This is a genomic window from Hymenobacter lapidiphilus (assembly GCF_003417065.2).
Classification (GTDB): domain Bacteria; phylum Bacteroidota; class Bacteroidia; order Cytophagales; family Hymenobacteraceae; genus Hymenobacter.
This window is the reverse complement of sequence record NZ_QVLT01000004.1, coordinates 122,509-144,554: the sequence shown is the minus strand read 5'-3', so window position 1 is coordinate 144,554 and position 22,046 is coordinate 122,509. Positions and strand designations below refer to the sequence as shown.

Here is a 22,046-nt window from a genome sequence, read left to right as displayed (position 1 = left end):
AAGCTTGTTTCTATGAAAGGAGTGAATAACCTAAATGGATTTACTCAGATACACTCAGACAAGCTAGAAAAGATCCTTGGCAAGACATATTATAAAGTGATCAATACTCTACTTGACAATGAATACATAGAAGTATGCAAATACAACGAGCATGGTCAGTATTTTGAAAAGGGATATGCTAGTGAGAATAAGAAAATCGCAAAATCTTACCGCATTCACCCTCGCCTATTAAGCACTAAAAAACTGTATACCAAAGAACCAATCAACAATAAGCGAATGATAACAAAGGTCAATGACCTATCAGTAAACACTACCTCCACGAATGAATACTATCGCAACCTCGTCATTGGCAAGATGAAAGACTTGGTGTTGATAGACACTCCTGAATCACGAGCAGTTATCACTACCATACTGACTCAGGCTGGCTTACCAGATGTGTGCCCTAGCACCATGATTGACCTCTTCAATCATGATGTAGATAAACGTTTCGTAGTGTGTGATTTCGGCAAGCGTGTTCACGCTGCAATCACGAGAATGCACAAGCTTTTACGCCCTTTTCTACGCTTCAGCAATAGTATAGCAAGTGAGCTGGTAGAACTTGATATCGTTTGCTCACAAATGTTCTTTCTCGCTGCTGCCACTAGCAGTTTGATTAAGAAGTTTGCGCCTGAGTGTGTCGAAGCTATTCCACTCTTCAAAGCAGTTGAAGACAAAGAAGATGTGGTCAAATTTAAGCGCCTCACAGAAGCCGGCACCATCTACGAATACATACAAAAGCAATATGAGATTGCATACGGTATGGTAATCACCCGCCCGCAAGCCAAAGTTGTGTGCTACACAGCCTTCTTCGGCAGTTACGTAAACATGGCGAAGGGGACGATCCAGCAGCGTCAAGACGAGGTTGCTAACGCTAGCGTGTTAGGTACAGCAGCACAGCTCAAGCGTGCAGTGAAGAGATTAGAAAGCAAAAAGTGTTACGAACTCTTCAAAAGTCTATTCCCACACCTGCATGACCTGTTTTTCAAGATTAAGCGTTTGGATTGGCAATTCGGGCAGAATGGCACCCAAAAGCCAAAACGGTATGCTAACAATTGCTTGTTGGCTCAGCGTATTGAATCTGGTATCATGTATACCCGCGTTGTGAAGGCACTTGTTGCTGAAGGTATCACGGACGTGGTGACAGTCCATGACGCACTTGTAGTGAAGAAGCAGGATGCGGTAAAAGCAAATAAGATTTTCAAACGTGAAATGAACAAGTTAGGTCTTAAGCCTAAACTAAATTAGTATTCATCACAATTATCTGAAGTTGTCTTTAAAGAACCATTACTAAAATCTCAGATACATCAACTATTAAACTTACTTCTATTCATATATTTATTTCAGAACCTAATATCATATGATTTACATATTATTACTAACCAACTATAATAGCACAACATAATACAACCCACAATCACCGTCAACATTAACTAACCATTGTTTATATCAATATACTTCTTTGTAACTGATGAGCTAGAGTGTCCTAGTTCTTTTGATAGCTGAATCAGCGCATTAGTAGTTTTACCTTTTTGCTCATATATGTGTTTAGCATATGTCTTACGAAACGTGTGCGTTGATAACATCTGTACAGGCTTACCATAGTGCAGAAAAACATCTTTCAGCAAACGATTCAGGCTCTGTATTGACATGGGTTTTGTGCCATCTGATTTTAAGGGAGGCATAATTGAAAGATTCATACCATAGTCATTAGAACTATTAGCATTTTCCCCTAAGCTCTTAACAGCTAATCTATAGGCTATCTCTATGAGTATGTCATCCTCTTTACGAGGATGCCTCTTCAGCCAGCCTCGAAACGATGGATAAGTTGCCTTATAGACATCTCCCCATGTCATCTTCAGTACGTCTCCTGCAAGTAGACCTCGGTATCCACTTAAGGTAGCAAATATGAGGAAGCGATACAATCCAACGTCTTTGTCCTTCGTCGCATCTCGTTTGACTAGGTCAAGTATTTCTTGAAATTCGCTCCACTTTAATGGCGCTGCCATAACAATCAAGTTATTTACTATTAGCATTTTATCGTCCGATGATCACACAATCCGTAATGTCAGATCATGAGAAGGACTAAATCTTATTACTCTACTTGTAAACTGGCTGATACTCATCCATTGCTTCTTATACACTGAGAGGACGACTTGTGCACATTGGTTTTCATGTACAATGGTATATGCATTATACACTTGCATGTTGATTATGAACATTTCAAGAATCTACAAAGATATGTATTCTCATTTCTGAAACCAGACCACATCAATTCAATCATTTTTCTGCATTTTATTAAATGTGAGAATATATTCCCACAATCTCAAATTTCAATTTTTGGATCCCCTATTGTCTATAAAAAGTACAATTGTTAGCTTTGCATATTGATAATTCAAGCATAGTAGACACAAATTTTTCATTTCATCTCCTAACTCCCTTAATCATGAACATCATCTCATATCCGACTAAACTCGAATTATTGAAGGCTCTTCAAAAAATTTCACGTGCTAAGTCACCTAGAGCCAAAATGGGCAACTGCGCAGGATCTTATTTGTTTGTAAATGACAGACTTGGCATCCGTTACATACTAGATGCAAGTAATATTAAAATCATAGCTAAAGCACTCGAGGTAAATGAAAAAGTTCTAATGATGCGTTTTTGCCATTACAACCGTTGTGACTACTATTACTTTGACCAACCTCATTGCAAGATTTACATAGAAAATGAAACAAAATCACTCGAACGCAAATCCAAGATAAAAATAATTATGCAATCACTCTCTTTATAAATTCCCAACTACTAATAGGCGTTATGAATGTCATGGATTTGGTGTGTTTTAATCACATCAAATCCATGCTTTTGAAATAACCCTACCTGCTATCTCCTCAATAGATGATTATTTAACCAACCCGCTAAGCCATTCATATCTCTATTATTAGCCTCATCGGTTGCGAGAATAACTAATGCTATTGTAGCCGTAGTATTTATATCGCCGACCAATATTTACTGATGCTGAAATAGCACCTGTAAAACTCGTATTCGTCAATATGCACCAGAGGAACGTCCGCAACTGGTTTGACAACTACCGCTCTCACACCCAAGTCGGTAAACTATTAAGGCACACCGTTCACGGATCTGCTGTGTAGTGCCATAAAAAGTCTGTTACGTGTTTTTCACGGTTGGATGTATGTAAATGTCTAATATCCATACATCACTGGAATAGGCTGCATTCGCACCACGAAGTATTTCTGGCTACAGCTTATTGCGATTCGGTATCTCTCACCATCCTCCTGAGCTTCGCAATGTCCCTTGAACGAACTATTGAAGATGGTCCAGATATGCTCTGCAATCCGCTTGGGGTCACGCTGTAAATTGATGAATTCAGTACTCATCCCAATTAGCTCAACACTTTTTGCTTGGTCGGAGTGATAGAGTTTATCTCTCTCATCCATTGCCTTATTGTGCAATGTGGCATTCGACAACATTGCAACATCAAACACCACTAGCTTAGCCTTGGGATTGACTAATCTTCGTTTTGCGTAAAGCAATTTTGCATATTCCTCATTCAACCGTTTTAAGTCACATGCGGGCTTGAATGCAGGTGAAGGTCTTTGGCTGTAAGCGTCTACCGCGAACAAGAGGACACCAATCAGTAATAAAGATTTAAGCATGAACCAACAACGTTGATCATGCCCACATTCTTGCGATGAACCGATCCGCCAAATCTTCAATATTATCACGTTTAGCAACTACTTGCAGCCAGGCTGGAATGATGATATCATTTTCATCTGCGGCTAGAACACTTAGTGGTGCTGCTGTAGCAGCAGTAGTATCCGTATCACCTCCAAGATTCACGGCTGCCAACGCTGTGTCGGTAAACCCTACATTCTTCAGCAAACACCAGATAGCTGCTGAAAGTGTGTGAATTACATATCCTGATGATTGGATCTGACTTACTGGCAATAGATGTAAGTTTCCATCCAGCACTTGGGTGAAGTGCCCTAGCTCGTGTGTCAACTCATGTGAAAGCGTTGATGAAATGCTATCACAAACATGTGTGTATGCTTCCATCTTGCCCACTCCCTGCAAAAGTTGGTCTGCGAGTTCAAGGTAGATAAAACACGCTAGCGTAGAACGGGGGTGACGGTGGGTCACACTGGCAACCTGACCGATGAGCGTTTGCCGTTTTGATGCGTTTCCTGCTTGATACAAGGGGTGCAGCAGCAACGGTAGTATTCTCATCAATGCTCCGTTGCCATTGTCATACTCATCAACTCCACCAGCCTCTTCAGCGCGGCACCCTTCCCGCATTCGCTCAATGGCAGCACGAGTGGCGATACCCACATCGAACACACCATCGACGGTCCAGTAATCATAGTCCAGCCAATTTCTGAAGCGTCTGCCTAAATCTTCAACATCAATTTGGTTGGGTCCAGCATGGATGAAGGATTCTATGGTCGCAGCTGTGAGAGAAAAATCATCACTCCACGTCCCTGCCGGTTGTTGAAACGTCCCGAATCCTCTCATACCACTCACAGGATCTATTTGTCGATTGTACCGGGGCTCAAATTCTACGGGTACTCCTAATGCATCAGCAGTAGCAATGGCAAGTAGCAAGCGCTTGGTTATCGTGGTGATCCTGTCTTTGTTCATATTAAAGTTTAAAGTTCTCTTCTTCTACACCCATCTCAACAGATCAAGGATTCATGCGGTAGACACTGCACCGAAACGCACCTTATACATTATATATATAGGTAAACCGTTGTACTACATGATCTATAAAGTTAAGCACTATTACGATAGCGAGGAATACGTTACACGCAAGCAGATAGCTGAATTATACAATATCCCCTTAACACGTCTACAACGGCTTCTAGCGAAAGAGCAACTCAATGTTATTGTGGAAGACACCCGCTTCTACTTCCTCCTGCGCGACGTACACACCATATTATATAAATTATAACATCTATTAATGAATCAGACATCTATCCCATTGCAACATATGAAAACGTATGAAGCCTATGAAGCGGAAATAGCTCTTCAGAATATTTCCCAGCAAGACATTGACTCACTGGCTGTTGAACCTGAGCCTACACCTCCGATCAATGCAGAAGCCTTCTTTTACTACCTGCATGATGTGTATGGTATCAGTATGGCTGATTTACCAGCTGGGTTTGGCTTTACACAGCAGGGAGCCAAAATCTCATTGGTTTTTGGTGGTATCCCCGATCTCACCACCTTGCTAATTTTCTTCTCCGTGATACAAACGAAGCTGACTGCGCTCAAGCTTGAAGGAATAAACCAAGTGACATTCAATGCTGAAACACCAGACGAAGCGGTTTACTATAATGTATCTTCTATTCTACAACCTCATGAGACCCTCATCCCCACCATCTTGGATCATGTACAACTTTTTCATGCTAATAAATTGATAGCTGAATCCTGATGATTGATAATGCAGCAAGGTAAGTGTAGATGATGGCAGATTAGTCTGAAGTGAGTGGCACTACAATAGATGTGTTACCAGTGAGCTAGTGCATTTACAATAAGGAAGCGTGCGATAAGGTTTAAAACCTTCCTATTATAACCACCAATTAAACACAATCCGTCTCCTGTACTTATGCTTCTTGCTTATATCAGTAACGTACGGATAAAATATGGTTTTGAATGAAGCACCAGATTCGTTCTGGTATTCAAGAGTCAACTGTTTAATTGGGTTCACATCTATCATTCTATCAGCAAGTTCGGCATCTACATCAGCCTCAATACGCATAGTAAAGTTCTGAGCAGCATTGTAACTGAATATGGTTAAATAACTGATTTCAGTTGTATGCAGCAACTTAACTTTTCCAACTAGTTCATCAATCAATTCATAACTATCAACAGAGACATGGTGAGCAGCTAATTGCCGTTGGTTTATAATATCGAATGAGAAATTATAAACAATTCGACAAAGACCAGAAGAAAGGTCACTTCTACCATTATTTGGATTCACCAAGTTGATCATCAACTTTGGTTTATTCCATCTTGATTTAAAATAGCTTATAATTACTTGAGATAAGCCACCAAGAATCCATATCAGCGCCTTATAAAGATTTTCATACCTATCAAAATCTTTATGGTCACCTATTGAGGCAAAATCAAAAAATCCCATACAAACTATACCAATGAATTATTATGCCACAACTCTATAGATGTTCTTATTACTCTCTTCAGTTTCTTTAGGAAAGAATGATGTTGCAAATCTTGAGCCTACTGAGTTTTCGTACTCAAGTACGATTTCAGTAAATGGCTTTTGACTTAATATAACATCTGCCTCTACACTAGTGCCCACAAAATACTGAACAACTTTGATTTCATGCGCTCTGGTTTCACCATGCACAAACGGCTTAGTATAATCAATCTCTTTTTTCACTATGAATCTACCTTTTGTTTCAGGCACCACTAATTTAATCTTATAAGCTGGCGCATCTGATTGATTGGTGATGTGCATTGCAAAATCCCAATCAAGTTTAAAATTGATTATTATTTCGTTCAATTTACCTGCATCAACAACGGTATCGGGCGTAAAATTATTTAGGTGGGAAATACCTTCATTCATTCTACCCCTTGTTAGAAATTCTAACCGTACTGCTAGTTTAGGCTGCGCATTCTTCGCTTCATTCCGCTTCTTACGTGCCGTATAAGCTTTATCTAGCAGCCATAGAATCAGACCACCTATAACTGAGACAGTTATAGTAACTATAGTAGCTGTAGATAAAAAAGGTGCTGTTTGAAGTAGCATGAGTAGTCAGTAAGATTTTGAGCAAGATAGCATCTTGATCATCAACTAGATTATAGCAGATATAAGTAGTTAAAGTATTTTGTGGTTTTCATCATCAAAAGTGGTTTATCAGTTTTAGATACTGATATACGTTAAACATCTAACTACTATGAATAACATGAGTAATCTTAGAACTATCAAGTTCTACACCACCACACTACAAGAGATAAAGAGGCTGAAGGTCAAGAGCATCAAGGATGTGATGCAACGTCTTGTTGACTCTAATAACCATACATCATCCTGAGTTAGCCACGAACCGCACTGAGATACGCTCTAAGCAACAAGAGATTCTTGACAAGTGTACTGAGCTACGTGAACTGATCGGTGCTGATGCGGAACGTATCAGGGTTCAGGCAGCTAAGAGCGAGCATGATGATACCAACGATGATGAACTCTGCCTAGCCTAGTGTAAGAGCCTGTACTTTCTCAGCACAGGCTTTTGTATCTTTAATCAAGCCTTATATACAAACTGCATATGAAGATTAATACTGGCAAGGACTTGCTTCAAGAATGGAAAGAAAATGTTGGCGTAAAGAAGTTTAAACTTGGCAAACCTTTAGACGAACCTTATAAATTCAATACAGTAGTTGAAAGCATTCTACGTGCTTTTTTTCACCCTAGAGATTACGTAGTTGGCACTAAGAAATTTGATGACGAAAACTACCTTGTGTATCTACTCAGTAGCGACAAGGAGCAAGATATATACCTAGTCAATGAATTAGCACTACTAATATTGTATGCAAAAGATCATACTCCGCATATACTGATAAAATCAAAAAAAGGCTACATTTCACATGCTAATTTGAGTAATTTACTTTTTGAAGTTTACATCGATAGGTTTCTTACTTCAAATAATATACAAACTATATCCACAGTTAGCTATACCGATAGCAACGGAAATAATAAACCACTCGATAATTATTTCGAATTTTCAGGCAATAAATATCTTGTCGAATGCTGTAGAGTCGATGAGCCAATAAACAAAAGTATGTTGCAAATATCTGAGTATCTGATAACTGCTTTTGCTACTAGCAAAATAGTTGACTACAAGATGTTTCGTGGTCATATACGTTTTAAAACCAATAAAGCACTTTCAGACTCTATTGATAGAGCAAAAGGCATGATATGGCAACTGTATAAAAACTACTTGCAATGTTTTAATACTCAAGGTTTAACAATATACATTCCTCAGAAGTATCAATCAGATGAATTTGATATCGAAATATTACCTTATCACCTTGGAACAAGCCATGAACAAGAAGTTGAAGACAAAAAAGATGTATACAAAGCTATAATTTCCTTTCATACAGAAATAGACCCAACCGATGTAAGAAGAGGTCAAGTTGTTATAACAGGCATGAAAATTCATCCTATTGAAAGAGCAAATCAGAACCTACTAAGCAAAGTTCAAGGCAAGATTAGCCAGCATAAAGACGCTCCATCTGATTTCAACAAGATAATCTTTATAGAAATTGATTTAACTAAAGGGCATAGCCCTAACACACCCATGTTTTCACCTATTGGCAAGAAAGATATCGACTACAAATTATTCAATCATCTTATTACCGAGTCTATTAGTATCGTCTTCGTATTCAAAGAAGCCACAAGTGACGGGATTAGGAGAGACATGACTTTTCTATCACATCCTAAGCATAAGCCTCTTGCTGACTTCTTGTCTAAATAAAGAGGCAATGAAAAGAGCCGATATCATTACAATACCGGCTCTTTCGTACTAATAGGTGTGTGAGGCTGCAAAGATACTAGGCAAAAGAGAACTTCAACAACTCTCTTGCAAACTCATGCAAACCTTGCTCTATTCGTAGTTTCTGCTTAGCTGAGGGTTCTTTCTTACCCGTAACATATTGGCTGATAAGACTATTATTCATGTTCAATCTTTCAGCCAATGCAGCAACGTTTACGATCTTATATACTTCAAATAATGTAGGCAAATCGTATTTGAACTCAATTCTATAATCATTAGGACTCTCGTTCAAATACTCACACTGATCTTCAAATGCCTCAGTAGCATCTTTATACGTCTCTTCTAATGTATCACCTTCTGCTAAGATACTGTAGTCTTGTGCGTAGGCTGTATAGCCCCCCTCTACCTTTTCGATCAAGAAGCTTACGGTTTTCATTTTGTGCGGTCTTTTTGAATTTTGCTGTAGATTTTCCGCATAACTAGGATTATTAGTCATGCGCTAGGTGATTTGCACACTACAACTTGTACAAATCTATTCGTATGAAAAGCCTCAGTATTACATATATGTGAAATTCTGAAGCATAGAAAAATGGGGGCTATTTCAGCCCCGCATCTTTCAGTATGTTATTTAGTGTGCCTATCTTGAGTTCCTTGCTGCTACCATGTGGTACCATGAGAGGTCTGCCCGATAGTGTTTTCTTGGTCGGATGCTCGTAGGTCTTATGTTTGGCTGAACGAGCTAAAAACCATCCGTCTGCTTCTAGCTTGCTAATCAGGTCTGTTATTGTCATGCCATGCGCTAACTGTTGGTGAACATGACAAAAGTAAACAATCGTTTACTTTTACACAAGAAAAGTAAACATAAATTTACCTGAACGCAGCATCTATCTGTTCCTGAGTGACTTGCAGTTCACCATGCTTCTTATACCAGCGTCTAGGATAGAGTATGCGTTCTAGTGCATCAGCTACATCATCTGTACTGGTGCAGCGTAGTAACGTGTTATGGGATTTAACATCAACATCACTGCTAGCCACACCATCAAGTACCAGATCGTAACCGTCAATATGCCACGAGTTAGCCTGTAGAACATGCTGCAAGGTGATAGCGGTGCGGTTACGCACAGTGTCAGCAAGGTTCTTCAGCAGATCAGCAGGATAGGTAGAAGCTGCTACAGTCTCAGTAGCAGCTTCAGCTCCTACTTGGTTATAGAGTCGCATAACCTGAGTAGCAGTAAACTCACTACCTCTCCTAGTTTTATAACCTTGTGCGTTCAACACTGCTGCTACAGATCGTAACGTTGGCTTTTGCTGCTGCTGCTGCATGATCAGCTTGATTAAGTATGATGCTTGAACGTTAGCCTCCGCTATACGTGCATTCTCTTGCATTACAGCCCGACCTAGCGCCCTACCAGCATCAGTTAGATTATTTAGGTTACCGAGTGGTTCACCCCTTTCCCGTTTAGCTTGTAAGGCTGCCTTTGTTCTGGCTACAGTGGTTTCTCGCTCATGTTGCGCAATGGTGGCGAACATACCAACAGTCAAGGTATTTGCCGTAGGTATATCTGCCGCAACGAAATCAACTTTGGTATCCAGTAAGCTGAACAGGAAGGAAACTGAACGTGATAAACGATCAAGTTTTGCAATAACTAATGTGTGTCCGTTCTTCCTACTATCCGCTATTGCTTTGCCAAGCACTGGGCGGGCATTGTTCTTACCGCTTTCAACTTCTAGATATTCCTGTACAATCTCACCAGTGCTTTTGACATAAGCTGCTACAGCTGCTCGTTGAGCTTCCAAGCCTAAACCGCTAGCACCTTGTTTTGCAGTTGATACTCGAATGTAGCTGATGTATGTCTTCATACTTACTGATGATGTTGATATCATTACAAAGATATGATTTCTGTTACATACTAGCAACGGTCGTTACTAGTATGTAACAAGTGGTTGAAGACTACACAACCGTGCGTCTAAGCAATGCGCAACCCCATAATTACCCGTGACATATCTATCAACAAAACCCTATGTTCAATCTAATGTGGGCTTAATCTCAAAACTCGATTCATTCAACGTCGAGAACCCTGTTAATTTTTAACCTCTTGATGAGAGAATTTACTGAAATCGGCACCTCGCTTCCAAATGCGTCAGAAAGTTCGCCGTAACGCTCCTTACCTATGGCGATTTCAATACCCCCTTCAATAACAAGCCATCCTCCTGAAGCACTAGATCGTAGCGAACAGTCACGATCTGAATACCCCTTTATAGCATCTATAATGTCCATGTGTAATTTCTGTTTTTTAAATCTGGATATACATTATATATAAAAACCACTCCCCATCGCCCCATCACTTGTATACAAAAGACGGTTCAGATGAACCGGCTTCTTTTGTATATGCGTTAAGAGGGGTTTGGTTAAACGAGGATTACATGAGATGACCTGTATGCATGGTCAGGTATGGAAATCACTTTATCCTGCTGCAATGCAGAGACCTTTGCTCTGATATTTGACGTACCTTCTAAGAGACCGTCAACATAAGGCTTCACTTCATTTCTAGCATCTTCACTTAACTTCACAACTAATACGTTTAATAGGTCTTCGGCAGTTATTGCAGCCATACCATCTGATCCTCTTGAGATAGCTCGCATCTGAATACGATAATTTTCAGTGCAAATGAATGATATTAAGTCTGGCATTAGATCCTCAGCGCCTGCCTTTGCTCTTAGTCTATAACAGCCATTGGTCACGACAGTATCCTCCGCATTCTTAGATATTAAGCACCACTTGGATACGCTTGCCCAAATCGACCCTAAATATAAATCGCCAGCTTCTGCAAAATGCTTTGCACGACCGGGCAACTCCCACCCACGAAGCTCAGAGGAGTTATAATCACCAAAGTCCATATCAGCAATTTGCACGTATTTATACACATGCTTCGCCACCCTCTTTACCTTTTTACCAGAGGAAGTATGCATTTCAGGCAAAATCTCTACAACATCACCTAATCTAAAATAGTCCTCCTTCTTAATCGCTTCTATCAATTTTGTATATTTATTAGAATACCTTTTGGGATCCAACGTTAAATAAGGGTCCCCTAATACATTATCAATTGAAACACTCCATCCTGTTCCATCAGGGCTAATGGTCTTATCTTCAAGCAACCATGGGAAATGAACACTTGCCTGACTATTACGAAGATCAGCCAATGCTTTATCAAAATCAGAATCAAGCATTAGCTCACCATCAACATCAACAATAAAAGTCCCATCATCTGGATTCTGCTTATAACTGACAGCTGCCTTTTTATCCCCAAGATTCCAGCCGACTTTTTCAATCATCTGAACGCTGAAAGAGTATTTATCATCTGTCATGAAGTCTAAAAGAGGGGATTCCCTTTTCTCAAGATATATGATACTCGCGCTAACATCAGCACCGCTGGTTTTGAAAGTAAATCTCGGAAATGAGCATATGGCTGCAACTCTGCAATGAGTCATAAGCCACCTTCTAAAAATCATATATTTTTTTGAGGTATTTCCAAGATATCCATTGGGAAGAATAATCCCAATTCTTCCACCTGGTTTAGCTTGAACAACACAAACTTCTAAAAAAAGTATACCAAGTTCCTGGGCATCAAGCAACTCAGAAGTTTGCGCCCATTTTCCGTGATCTTCTTTCCACTCGTAGCCCAATGAAAACTGTTTGAGAATATCAGGGTTCTTCTCCGTTATTTTAACACCAAACGGAGGGTTACATACCATAATTTCATATTTATCCTTTTCGTTGTTAATGTTTACAAGAGAGTTTCTTTCTTTTATATTCGATTTACCATCACCATTTAACATCATGTTAAGAATGGCGACTTGAACGGCATTATTAGAATTATCTACCCCCCAAACGCATGACGCATAATTAGGATCCTTATCTCTACCTATGTGAAATGCAGCAGTTAGAAAGTCTGCACTTCCACAAGCTGGATCCTTAATGTGTTCGCCAAACTGAGGGTTTAGTATATTAACAACAAAGTCAGTTACTGTAGGAGGAGTAAAGAATTGAGCCAAGTCCCACTTGTACAACCCCTTAGCGAATTTCATGTAAAATGTCTGAACTACCTCTCTCTTAGAGGCAATTAGCCTTACGGGGGCAAGCAACTTACATATTTCCAACAATACTGAACCTGTTACCTTAACAGGCAAACTAGTAGAAACGGGTTGAGGAAGTGCCTTCTCATAATACGCCACAGCTTTAGATAATAACGCATTGAACTTAACAAGCGCATTACTACCATTATAACCTAGTGATTCATAGTCTTGTATCTCTAATTCCTCGTGAGGTTTCGCTTGCTTGCTATGTTCATCGTAAAGCTTACTTAATATAAGCTGCATCATTACGCCATACCGCTTGTCTGGATCAATCGTAGCGGCATGGAGCAAATCCTCTATCCTTGAGAATAGGGTTAATAGATTATCAGAAGCAACAGTAGCACTAAATGGGATAGCTTTGACAAGAAGCTTTTGTCCGTATTTAGGAAGTAAAGCCAGTGAAGCTTCTTTGACAGATCGTTTGCCACCTTTCCTTTCATTCCAAAAAATTCTTTGCTCAATCTCGTCCCAATATATAGCAATGCTATCATCACGCTTTGCGAAATCTAGTAATGGTTTCACTTGCGTTGCCTTAGTCAATTCAATCTTAGTACTATCACGTTTGACCTCACATAAAATTATTGCATGCTCCAATATAGTATCAATATCAGTAGATTTTACAGAAGCAACGGGCACATCTAAAACAGTGAAATCAGCTCGAAGGCTATTTCTACCTGAATTGCCAAACTTTTTTACAACAGTTTCAATTTGAAAATGATCTTTTGGGTAACCAAGTTGAATCAGATGCTTAATAGCTTCAACTCGGATTCTTTCTTCTGATGGTTTAAGACCGTTCTTGCTTTTTGCAGCAGCTTTCAGGACTCCTCGAATAGGGCAGACTATGGTAAGACCTGTCGACATATTGTACTATTTTTTGAAGGAAACGAACACTTTTGTTCGCGAAATGTCAAGCAAATTACCATTTGTCAACTTAGAAACCACGACTGCTTCAAAGCAAAGCAAATCATAATGATAACCTAATCTCTATCAGTTATTTACACTACAATATACTTAATTAACATCTGCATTAATCTATAACAATATCAGTATATTATTGTACATATAACACACACAGATTGGGAAGTAGTTAATGTCATATATCTCGTTTGCACCGGCATACCTTAGCTATTTGTGTAGTAGCCGATGTTGATCAAGGAATAACTTAACCTTAGTGACCACAATTTCAATACTGAATAAATGTCATGCTACGTATTGATCTACATCGTTCAAGCAGTCACTTTATATTGCCTATTTATTCTGCAGGTTGCCCTGTTAATTCATTTTACTTGCGCCTGTCTTTATTCTTCATGTGAATCAATGCCTTATAACATCCAGCACTTTCAGTACTGTGTGGTGTTCTTGAGCATTCCGGAAGTTAGGACCATAGGTATACTCAGTACGTAAGCGTGCCAATAGGGAGTCACCAGGAAGAATATTAATACGTCCTTCATGAAACTCTACTAACCAGTCATTATCAACGATTTTGGCAGAAATCATTCTGCCTCGTAGCATGAAATCCCACATAGAGTCGCCAAGAAAATCGGCGCGTTTGATTTTCATGAGATATTCGTGCTCCGTGGTCTGAGCATCGGCAGCTACAAGTGCATTTAAGTTGGAGGTATTGAAGTTAGGGTTCAACCTCACATTACCTACTGCTGATCTGTATTCAACATAGTCACCTGAAGATAAAGGGCTTACTGATCGTACTATAGATTCAATAAACCCGGTCAGCTTATCTAAAGGGATTTGTCCAGCAACAGTAAGCTGATTGGGTTGTGTTGGCTCAGCTAATGATTGTATTTCCTGTTGAATAGCCTTTATTTGCTGCCCCGAGGTAAACTCCCCTGTATCTTCTAAATGCTTCAGAAGCACATACTTGGCTTTAAGAAGAAAGTGTCCTACTAGTTTCTGCCAGTCAAAGTCCTTAATGGCTTCATCAGGAACTTCTCTCAATAGCATTGCTAACTTAGAGCGCAAGGAGCCTACTTGTACATCATCAAGTATTAGCTCTACGTGTAGCTCTTGAGCAACAGTCTGTGCTAGTAGGTCATCAAGCTTTGCAAGTGCAACAATCAAATCGGCTTGCGACTTGAAGATACGTTGTGGTGTAGCAGACTGGCGTTGAAAGTGGAGATATAGCTCAAAATCCCCTATGATGATATCCATTATTTAGGTGTGGTCTACGATGTTAGCAGTGAAGATAGAAGCCAATGAATAAGCCCCAGCTTACACTGAGGTTTATTCTGTAGAAAGAACATTATGAAATAAGGTGCTTTCTCCTTCAAATCTATTCTTTAACGCTCTTAACACCCATTATATCTGCTAGATAGCCTTCAAATAAAGATCTCTTATCATCGAAAACTCTAGCTGTATATTGCAGAAGACATATGTATGCCCGAACCAGGATGTATGGGTTATCTACCTGTAAGCCTGTAGCTACAGATTTCAAAGCTCTGGTGTTCAATCCTACCTTCTTTCAAAAGCCCTTTGATGATCTGCTCAATCTCAGGTTCAGCAAGTCCAATACTTTCTCCTACCACGGTCTCGTCTTGCTGACCATTATTACACTGAATATCAGCAAGATATGCACTATTTTTATCCTCCATGATGTCTTGATGACATTATGAATGATACTTCTACACTTAGACGAAGTCGAAAATTGGACTGTTCAGTCTCTTATAAGATCATCATCCAGCGCATCGTACTGAACGCTACATTCGCTCATACATTAGAATCCATACACCTTGTCGGGTATGCGATGTAACCTTGTCCCCAGAAGCAACAGTGAAGAAGATCAACCATGTACTGAACTTTCTGAGTCAGAAATCCATAATAGCCTTCTTTTTTCTAGTCTGCTGCGCGATTCTGCTGCATCAGCCTTTCGAGGACCTCGCCTCAAAGATTCTTGTGCAACCCTTGTTTAGCAAGATTGAGAAGAGAACCATCAATGATGTTGTATTCGGGCTTATCGCACTAGCGTCTTTACTCATGTTGCGCAAGCATAAGCAATATGTTGCTTCAGGTCCTCTCGCTACCAGTAGCGCTTTGGCTGTAGCCCTTTATCTGTGCTATCGGCTTTTCTCTGAGCGATGGAGCTTTACTCACTACTCTGTCGCATCCAATCTAGCATATGCTGACACTTTCTTGGCATACCCAGCCGTGTACATGGGACTATGGTTTCGCTCACGCTACAACCGCAGAACCCTCACTTTAGGATCTGTTCACTTAGCAACAGACGAACCTATACGGACTGCAGACAGTGATGCATTAGGATACCAAGATTATGCAGCCACTGTTGCAACATATATAAACAAGAGCAGCTTTAACCATTCTTTTGCGATTGGGGTAAATGGAGCCTGGGGTAGTGGAAAAACTTCATTCATCAATCTCATTAAAGAGAGAATAGATAGTGATGACACTATACTAATCGATTTCTCATCCTGGAACAGTACCACCCCGAACGCAGTAGTTACCGACTTTTTTGATACTGTCCAAGAAGCTATAGCGCCATATTATTCATCATTAGCGCAACTACTACGATCATATAGCGAAAAGCTTATATCAATAAATGATAGCGATATTACTAAATCAATCAAGTCAACAATAACTTTGGTGGCAGGTGAAAGTTCTATCAAGGAACTTTACAAACAGATAAACAAAGCATTATCTAAAATCAATAAACGAATTGTTATATTCATTGATGATTTAGACAGGTCTGACAAAAGTGAAATATTAGAAGTAATTCGTCTAATCAGAAATAACGCGGATTTTTATAATACATTTTTTGTCGTTGCATACGATCGAAACTATGTTTTAGAGGCTTTATCGCAACAGAATATTCATAACCACACCAAGTTCCTAGAGAAAATATTTCAACTTGAGATTAACCTACCTTATTACAAAGCCGAGCGTCTACTTCTTCACTTAGAATCTCAACTAGCAAAGCTATTCCCAAACCATTACGATTCAGTAATTAAACCTGCTATCAAGAGTGATAGCTACAGAAGCAATACTGCAGCTATTCATCATTTGGAGAATATTCGAGAGGTAACTCGTTTCAGCAATTCCTTGTCACTAAACCTTTCTAAACTTTTAAACGAAGTGGACATAGTCGACTTCATGAATATAGAAATAATTCGAATGAAATATCCAGTAATCTATGAATTATTATTTAAGAAAAGCCATATCTTTCTAAGCACGAAAGATACATATGTCCAATATAGCAAGGCAAGGTATAAGCTTGCAACTGAAGAAAAGACAGGCAAATATTTAATAGAAAACTATATTATAGACAATCCAAATCTATCCATCAATAAAAATGATATTACTCAAATAATAAAGCTGCTAAGTGACATATTTACTGACAGTTACATTAACTCTTACTCATCTTCGGTACTTTCAATTGCATTTCCTAGCAACTTCAGAAAGTATTCTACATACGCTCTCCTTGAGGACAATTTATCAGAAGTAGCATTCAGCAGAGCGAGAGCTAGTGAACAACATGTGTTTAACCAAAGCATTGAAGAATGGTGTGCTAAAGGGCTTTCATGGGAAATCAGACAACGTTTCCTTGATATTCATCAGTTTGATGATCGTGAAGATTTCGAAAAAATCATAACCACAATATTTAATTTTGCCAATACCCCCTATCCAGAACATCTCTCACAAGTATTCGGCACATTAAACGGCTACGACAAAGACGATTTGAGAAATAAAATTTCCGACCACGAAAATAGAATATCTAACAAATATTACAGCAAAGACAAGGTAGCATATCAAGAATTTATCAGAAATTTATTTCTGTCAGCTAAACATCCTTTTCGTTTTGAGTCTGATTTTATTGAATCAATAAATAGTTATTTCTCAGATGGCTTTCCACTTGCGACGGAAGAAAGCCATAGCATTGCACTAGGCTATTTTAACCAGCATTGCAACGTTTCTGAATCATTGACCAGAGACACATGGGAACTATATCATAACTGCAAATATAAAAGCTGGTCAAGACACGGCAGCACGATACACGAGGAGGGTCGCAAAACTATAGAAGGATCACGCAGCATATTCATAGAATTTATAAAAACTAAAGTATATACTGATTTTATAAGAGACATAACAAACAAAGAACACAGAAGCATGGATGAAAAATATACCGTGAGCGATATAGTCACTGATATTTTTGGGTCATGGAACGATTTTAAACCGCTTGTACATAACAACAAGGATCTGAATAGTTTCACAAGCTTATTCTCTGATTTCTACGATAAGTTTGTTGAAAATAATTACAAACCTATTGCTTATGATTTTCAAGGACACAAAGACAGCTAATGCATTACGTGACTTTGCCTGCAATCAATCATAATTCGATCTTTGGCGGCTACAACTTGTCTTTAACATTAACTCATTGAATTACAAATCTTTGTCCTATCCATTGATTTTGTGTTACTATGCGAAAAACATACATTATTGAAACCACCGCTATCAGTAACGATACTTGACAACCTTAAGTCCCTTTCCTCCTCTCATAGATATATGATTATTACAGTTTATACATATCACCTTGTTCTAGCTAGCTTTGGCTACATCTCCTTACTCTGACATGCCACAGTTCCTTACCACTTCAGGTACTTCTCACCTCATTGAGAACATCATTATCAAGGCAAAATCTGATCTGGTGCTCATAACTCCCTACTTGAAATTGAGCCGCATCCTATCAGAGCGATTAGCGGAGGCGAACGAATTGGGAGTGAAAATCAAGTTGGTATATGGAAAATCTGAGCTACGTCCACGAGAACGACAGCAGCTTGATATGTTACATAACCTAGAACTACTCTACCTCGAAAACCTGCACGCAAAATGTTATCATAATGAATCTACACTTATCGTTAGCTCAATGAATCTTTATGAGTTCTCTGAGAAGAACAACAGAGAGATGAGCATTGTACTGACTCAACGTGATGATAAAGAATGCTTTGCTGACGCACTTGCGGAAGCGCGTTCTATTATAGCAGCAGCCCGAGCAAGCACAAGAACAACAGATAGCTTAGCCAAACAACCTGTTGCGGTGCCACAACCTAGTGTAAGTGTTGCCCTTGCTCCAAGCAAGTCATTTGATCATAATCTGAAGGTGCGGAAGCTGCATGAGCTTCTTTCGCAAAATCCGGCTTATTCTGCCATCCAGTTCCAAACAGAAAGCAGCCCTCAATTATTTGGGGCAGGGATGAGAACGACAATCATGGCGGAAGGCTTCCCAAGGTTAGGCGTCACGTTTCGTTACGAAGGCTCAATTCGGCTAGAATTTGGGAATAGTCATGACTATCAACGGGTAAAAAGTCAACTAGAAGCCACATTTAACAGAATACTAGGTGAGTACCGCTGCTATTGGAATCGTAACGTCATTCAGATCTATGCCGCTAAGAGTTATGAGTATACGGATGAGCAAGCTGTTGCTGCCCATTATGAGCAGGCACTAGAAAAAGCTCGTTTCGTGCTTAAGAATGCCTAACCAAGCTAACACTGCTACTATCACGGCTTCGACCGAAGCCGCTCAGCCACTCACCTGACCTTTCCGCTCGCCGACCTAAAGTAAGTTTTCGGCACAAACATTTTTCATGGCGTATCTAGGATTGGGCATCTGCATGGTGCTTGTCGTCTATCTAATCTATCTGCAGATTTCCGAAACCAGCAGGCGCAATGCCCTAACGACGAAGCTCAGAATCTTGCTAATAACGCTTGTAGAGGCAGAGTCCGCCTTCAAGTCGTTCACTTCCTATTCATGGGGCTATTTTGAGAATTATAAACTCAGAATCTGGAAGGACCAGTATAGTGCTGCCTTTGAAGCAGTCAAGGGGCTAGCTTACGAGGCTACTAATTTATCATCATTGGAGAAAGCCACAATCCAAGCCTTCCTCGACCATTATAACCGGGGAGATGAGATCCGGCAAGCTTACAACAAGGATTTTATCCCGCAAGAACTGCAGCGATACGATAACATCTTTAGCCATATAGAAGGCAGAAGCCTTGATTTGCAGCAACGCACTGCCATCATCAGCAATGAGGACAACAGCTTGATTGTTGCCGGTGCAGGCTCTGGTAAAACCACGACAATCATTGGCAAGGTCAAGTACGTACTTGACCGATACCGCACCGATCCAAGCAACATCTTGCTCATCTCGTTTACCAGTAAATCAGCCACCACACTCGCTGACCGCATTGGTATCAAAGGGATGCAGCCGCGAACCTTTCACAAATTCGGCAAGGATGTTATCTGCGCTGTGGAGCAAAAACAGCCTTCTCTGTATGATGAAAGCCAATTTCGTGCTTTCATCAGCGCTACGTTTAAGAAGCTTATGCAGGATCGTGCATATGCTGAGAAAGTAACTACCTACTTCATCCATCATCTGAAACCCGTCAAGTCTTCAGAGGAATTTCAGAACCAAGGAGCCTACTTTCAGCACTTGAAGGATAATAATATTCGATCCTACAAAAGCGTGGAGCATTGGGTGAAAGGGAAGAAAACCTACAAACAGGAAGTAGTCAAAAGTGTAGAAGAATGCCAGATTGCCAATTTTCTTCTCTTCAACGGGGTCGAGTATCAGTATGAATTTCCATACGAGCATCCCACATCCTCGCCTCTTTACGGGCAATGGAAACCGGACTTTACCATAACACAAGGAGACAAGAAGCTTTACTTAGAGCACTTCGGAGTCGATCATGATGGTAATGTGCCGTCCTTTTTTGCAAAGAATGGTGAAACGCGGGAGCAGGCAAGCGCTAAGTACCAAGGGAAAATGGCGTGGGCTCGTCAGACCAGCAACGTGTATGGCACTACCCTTTTGGAATCGTATAGTTACGAGATGCAGGAGAACACCCTGTTTAAAAACCTAGCAGAGAACCTATTGCAGCACAGCATCGTGTTGCAGCCGAAATCCCCACAAGAAATCTGGGAAATCATTGCCAATGCCGCAGCAGATGAAGTTGACAGCTTCAGCACATTGCTGCAAACCTTCATCGTTCTGATGAAGTCGAATAACTACTCCATCAAGGATGTTCGGAGGCAAAATGACTCAATAGTCAATGAGCACCAGAAGCAGCGTAATCTGCATTTCCTTGACCTAATAACGCCGATCTACGAGCGCTATGAACAGGAACTAGCATTACGTCAAGAGCTTGATTTCAGCGACCTTATCACCAAAGCAACCTCATACATTAGCTCAGGAGCTTATCGAGAGAGGTTTGACTACATCATCATTGATGAGTTTCAAGATATCTCCCAAGGTAGGTATCATCTAATACGGGCTTTACGAGAGCAAAACCCGCAGTGTAAGCTATTCTGCGTAGGAGACGACTGGCAATCTATCTACCGTTTTGCGGGCAGCGATATGTCCTTGTTTCAAAACTTCAACAAGTACTTTGGATACAGTCTGCATTCTAAGATAGAAACAACCTATCGCTTCCATGAGCCCTTGATCGGTGTTTCTAGTGAGTTTATCACGAAGAATCCAAATCAAGTGCGAAAATCATTGAAGAGCGGTAGCATCGGTAACCAGACGAATTACCGTATCGTGTACAATACCTCTCAGGAGCAAGATGATACAGATACTGTTAAACAGTTGCTGGATCAGCTAATATCTGAGGTTCCGGGAATTGCTCAGAAAGAAATTATAGTCTTGGGCAGGTACTCTTTTGACCTGAAACGGATTAGAAACAACGACCGAACATTCAGCATTGATTCATCTAGCACAATCCATTACACGTATTCGAATGAGCTTGGTGAAGCCCTTACCCTGCACATTCCATTTCTCACAGTCCATAAGGCAAAGGGGCTCGAAGCTGATATTGTCATTCTACTCAACTGCAGTTCAGGTAAGTTCGGGTTCCCTTCCGAGATGTCAGATGACCCTGTACTAAGCCTATTACTAAGCGAAGCAGAACAGTTCCACAACGGCGAAGAACGGCGACTCTTCTATGTGGCGCTCACACGAGCTAAGGAGCAGGTAATCCTTGTAACCAATCCTGCTTTCAAATCTCAGTTTATCACTGAGTTGGAAGCGCACGATGATGATCCTAAACGAAAGAAATGTCCTCATTGTGTCACGGCAGATGCGTTGCTACGCACTGGTACCAAAAACGGTAAACCATGGGCATTTTATGGATGCTCTAATTACCTATATGGATGTGATTACCAAGAATGGGTACGCGTAGCACCTCCTGCAGAGCAGCAGTTGCCTAATAGCAACAGTGAGGCAGAAGAGCGAAAAGCTTTGCTCAAGGCTAAGTTCAAAGCACTCATCAGAGCAAGCCTTGCGTCTTCTGCAGAGTCTGACGAGCCACAAGACGTGCTGTAGTGGC

Annotated in this window: 18 protein-coding genes; 7 read left to right on the top strand and 11 right to left on the bottom strand. The window is 40.3% G+C overall.

Annotated elements, in window-relative coordinates; translation table 11 throughout:
* The first annotated feature begins 12 nt into the window (after window positions 1-12).
* On the top strand, window positions 13-1,284 hold the full coding sequence (locus D0N36_RS03815) for a hypothetical protein (protein WP_116939863.1): 1,272 nt from the start codon (window positions 13-15) through the stop codon (window positions 1,282-1,284).
* A gap of 185 nt (window positions 1,285-1,469) precedes the next feature.
* On the opposite strand, the gene D0N36_RS03810 is transcribed toward D0N36_RS03815, so the two are convergent.
* The gene (locus D0N36_RS03810) at window positions 1,470-2,045 is read right to left on the bottom strand and encodes a site-specific integrase (RefSeq protein WP_190242505.1); all 576 of its coding nucleotides are present in this window, start codon (window positions 2,043-2,045) and stop codon (window positions 1,470-1,472) included.
* A 437-nt stretch (window positions 2,046-2,482) separates the two neighbouring features.
* On the opposite strand from D0N36_RS03810, the gene D0N36_RS03805 reads away from it, so the two are divergent.
* Window positions 2,483-2,827, top strand: coding sequence for a hypothetical protein (locus tag D0N36_RS03805; protein WP_147320742.1), 345 nt, complete (start codon window positions 2,483-2,485; stop codon window positions 2,825-2,827).
* 409 nt (window positions 2,828-3,236) lie between these two features.
* Here D0N36_RS03805 and D0N36_RS03800 read toward each other — a convergent pair whose 3' ends face one another.
* Window positions 3,237-3,710, bottom strand: coding sequence for a hypothetical protein (locus tag D0N36_RS03800; protein WP_116939858.1), 474 nt, complete (start codon window positions 3,708-3,710; stop codon window positions 3,237-3,239).
* A 16-nt stretch (window positions 3,711-3,726) separates the two neighbouring features.
* On the bottom strand, window positions 3,727-4,692 hold the full coding sequence (locus tag D0N36_RS03795; protein WP_116939856.1) for an ADP-ribosylglycohydrolase family protein: 966 nt from the start codon (window positions 4,690-4,692) through the stop codon (window positions 3,727-3,729).
* Window positions 4,693-5,041: 349 nt separating this feature from the next.
* Here D0N36_RS03795 and D0N36_RS03790 point away from each other — a divergent pair, with 349 nt between their 5' ends.
* Complete coding sequence (locus tag D0N36_RS03790) at window positions 5,042-5,485, top strand: hypothetical protein (RefSeq protein ID WP_116939851.1); 444 nt, start codon at window positions 5,042-5,044, stop codon at window positions 5,483-5,485.
* A 135-nt stretch (window positions 5,486-5,620) separates the two neighbouring features.
* Here D0N36_RS03790 and D0N36_RS03785 read toward each other — a convergent pair whose 3' ends face one another.
* Together D0N36_RS03785 and D0N36_RS03780 are read right to left on the bottom strand one after the other, a co-directional pair.
* A complete protein-coding gene (locus tag D0N36_RS03785) occupies window positions 5,621-6,193 on the bottom strand; it encodes a hypothetical protein (protein ID WP_147320741.1) in 573 nt (190 codons plus the stop codon).
* Window positions 6,194-6,214: 21 nt separating this feature from the next.
* Window positions 6,215-6,823: a hypothetical protein gene (locus D0N36_RS03780; protein WP_147320740.1), complete on the bottom strand. Its 609-nt coding sequence runs from the start codon at window positions 6,821-6,823 to the stop codon at window positions 6,215-6,217.
* Between the two features lie 514 nt (window positions 6,824-7,337).
* Here D0N36_RS03780 and D0N36_RS03775 point away from each other — a divergent pair.
* Window positions 7,338-8,546 (top strand): hypothetical protein, encoded by a 1,209-nt coding sequence (locus D0N36_RS03775; protein WP_116939842.1) that lies wholly within the window; start codon window positions 7,338-7,340, stop codon window positions 8,544-8,546.
* A gap of 76 nt (window positions 8,547-8,622) precedes the next feature.
* On the opposite strand, the gene D0N36_RS03770 is transcribed toward D0N36_RS03775, so the two are convergent.
* The 6 genes from D0N36_RS03770 to D0N36_RS03745 all read right to left on the bottom strand — a co-directional run bounded on the left by D0N36_RS03770 (window position 8,623) and on the right by D0N36_RS03745 (window position 15,304).
* Window positions 8,623-9,060, bottom strand: coding sequence for a helix-turn-helix domain-containing protein (locus tag D0N36_RS03770; RefSeq protein WP_147320739.1), 438 nt, complete (start codon window positions 9,058-9,060; stop codon window positions 8,623-8,625).
* 100 nt (window positions 9,061-9,160) lie between these two features.
* Window positions 9,161-9,355, bottom strand: coding sequence for a type II toxin-antitoxin system HicA family toxin (locus tag D0N36_RS20220; protein ID WP_116939836.1), 195 nt, complete (start codon window positions 9,353-9,355; stop codon window positions 9,161-9,163).
* Window positions 9,356-9,431: 76 nt separating this feature from the next.
* Window positions 9,432-10,424: a recombinase family protein gene (locus D0N36_RS03760; RefSeq protein ID WP_116939834.1), complete on the bottom strand. Its 993-nt coding sequence runs from the start codon at window positions 10,422-10,424 to the stop codon at window positions 9,432-9,434.
* Between the two features lie 549 nt (window positions 10,425-10,973).
* Window positions 10,974-13,559, bottom strand: a complete 2,586-nt coding sequence (locus D0N36_RS03755; protein WP_116939831.1) for an HsdM family class I SAM-dependent methyltransferase — start codon at window positions 13,557-13,559, stop codon at window positions 10,974-10,976.
* Between the two features lie 453 nt (window positions 13,560-14,012).
* The gene (locus tag D0N36_RS03750; RefSeq protein ID WP_116939828.1) at window positions 14,013-14,864 is read right to left on the bottom strand and encodes a hypothetical protein; all 852 of its coding nucleotides are present in this window, start codon (window positions 14,862-14,864) and stop codon (window positions 14,013-14,015) included.
* A 248-nt stretch (window positions 14,865-15,112) separates the two neighbouring features.
* Complete coding sequence (locus D0N36_RS03745) at window positions 15,113-15,304, bottom strand: hypothetical protein (protein WP_147320737.1); 192 nt, start codon at window positions 15,302-15,304, stop codon at window positions 15,113-15,115.
* Between the two features lie 301 nt (window positions 15,305-15,605).
* Between D0N36_RS03745 and D0N36_RS03740 the strand changes: the two genes are divergently transcribed.
* From D0N36_RS03740 to D0N36_RS03730, 3 genes are all read left to right on the top strand, one after another.
* Window positions 15,606-18,023, top strand: a complete 2,418-nt coding sequence (locus D0N36_RS03740; protein WP_190242504.1) for a KAP family P-loop NTPase fold protein — start codon at window positions 15,606-15,608, stop codon at window positions 18,021-18,023.
* 271 nt (window positions 18,024-18,294) lie between these two features.
* Entirely contained in the window at window positions 18,295-19,200 is a 906-nt protein-coding gene (locus D0N36_RS03735; protein WP_116939821.1) for a phospholipase D-like domain-containing protein, read from the top strand.
* A gap of 133 nt (window positions 19,201-19,333) precedes the next feature.
* Window positions 19,334-22,042, top strand: a complete 2,709-nt coding sequence (locus D0N36_RS03730; RefSeq protein WP_190242503.1) for a UvrD-helicase domain-containing protein — start codon at window positions 19,334-19,336, stop codon at window positions 22,040-22,042.
* Window positions 22,043-22,046: the final 4 nt, after the last annotated feature.

Coding starts and splice junctions, on each gene's coding strand:
- D0N36_RS03815 (WP_116939863.1), top strand. CDS start 13: ATGAAAGGAGTGAATAACCTAAATGGATTTACTCAGATACACTCAGAC.
- D0N36_RS03810 (WP_190242505.1), bottom strand. CDS start 2,045: ATGGCAGCGCCATTAAAGTGGAGCGAATTTCAAGAAATACTTGACCTA.
- D0N36_RS03805 (WP_147320742.1), top strand. CDS start 2,483: ATGAACATCATCTCATATCCGACTAAACTCGAATTATTGAAGGCTCTT.
- D0N36_RS03800 (WP_116939858.1), bottom strand. CDS start 3,710: ATGCTTAAATCTTTATTACTGATTGGTGTCCTCTTGTTCGCGGTAGAC.
- D0N36_RS03795 (WP_116939856.1), bottom strand. CDS start 4,692: ATGAACAAAGACAGGATCACCACGATAACCAAGCGCTTGCTACTTGCC.
- D0N36_RS03790 (WP_116939851.1), top strand. CDS start 5,042: ATGAAAACGTATGAAGCCTATGAAGCGGAAATAGCTCTTCAGAATATT.
- D0N36_RS03785 (WP_147320741.1), bottom strand. CDS start 6,193: ATGGGATTTTTTGATTTTGCCTCAATAGGTGACCATAAAGATTTTGAT.
- D0N36_RS03780 (WP_147320740.1), bottom strand. CDS start 6,823: ATGCTACTTCAAACAGCACCTTTTTTATCTACAGCTACTATAGTTACT.
- D0N36_RS03775 (WP_116939842.1), top strand. CDS start 7,338: ATGAAGATTAATACTGGCAAGGACTTGCTTCAAGAATGGAAAGAAAAT.
- D0N36_RS03770 (WP_147320739.1), bottom strand. CDS start 9,060: ATGACTAATAATCCTAGTTATGCGGAAAATCTACAGCAAAATTCAAAA.
- D0N36_RS20220 (WP_116939836.1), bottom strand. CDS start 9,355: ATGACAATAACAGACCTGATTAGCAAGCTAGAAGCAGACGGATGGTTT.
- D0N36_RS03760 (WP_116939834.1), bottom strand. CDS start 10,424: ATGAAGACATACATCAGCTACATTCGAGTATCAACTGCAAAACAAGGT.
- D0N36_RS03755 (WP_116939831.1), bottom strand. CDS start 13,559: ATGTCGACAGGTCTTACCATAGTCTGCCCTATTCGAGGAGTCCTGAAA.
- D0N36_RS03750 (WP_116939828.1), bottom strand. CDS start 14,864: ATGGATATCATCATAGGGGATTTTGAGCTATATCTCCACTTTCAACGC.
- D0N36_RS03745 (WP_147320737.1), bottom strand. CDS start 15,304: ATGGAGGATAAAAATAGTGCATATCTTGCTGATATTCAGTGTAATAAT.
- D0N36_RS03735 (WP_116939821.1), top strand. CDS start 18,295: ATGCCACAGTTCCTTACCACTTCAGGTACTTCTCACCTCATTGAGAAC.
- D0N36_RS03730 (WP_190242503.1), top strand. CDS start 19,334: ATGGTGCTTGTCGTCTATCTAATCTATCTGCAGATTTCCGAAACCAGC.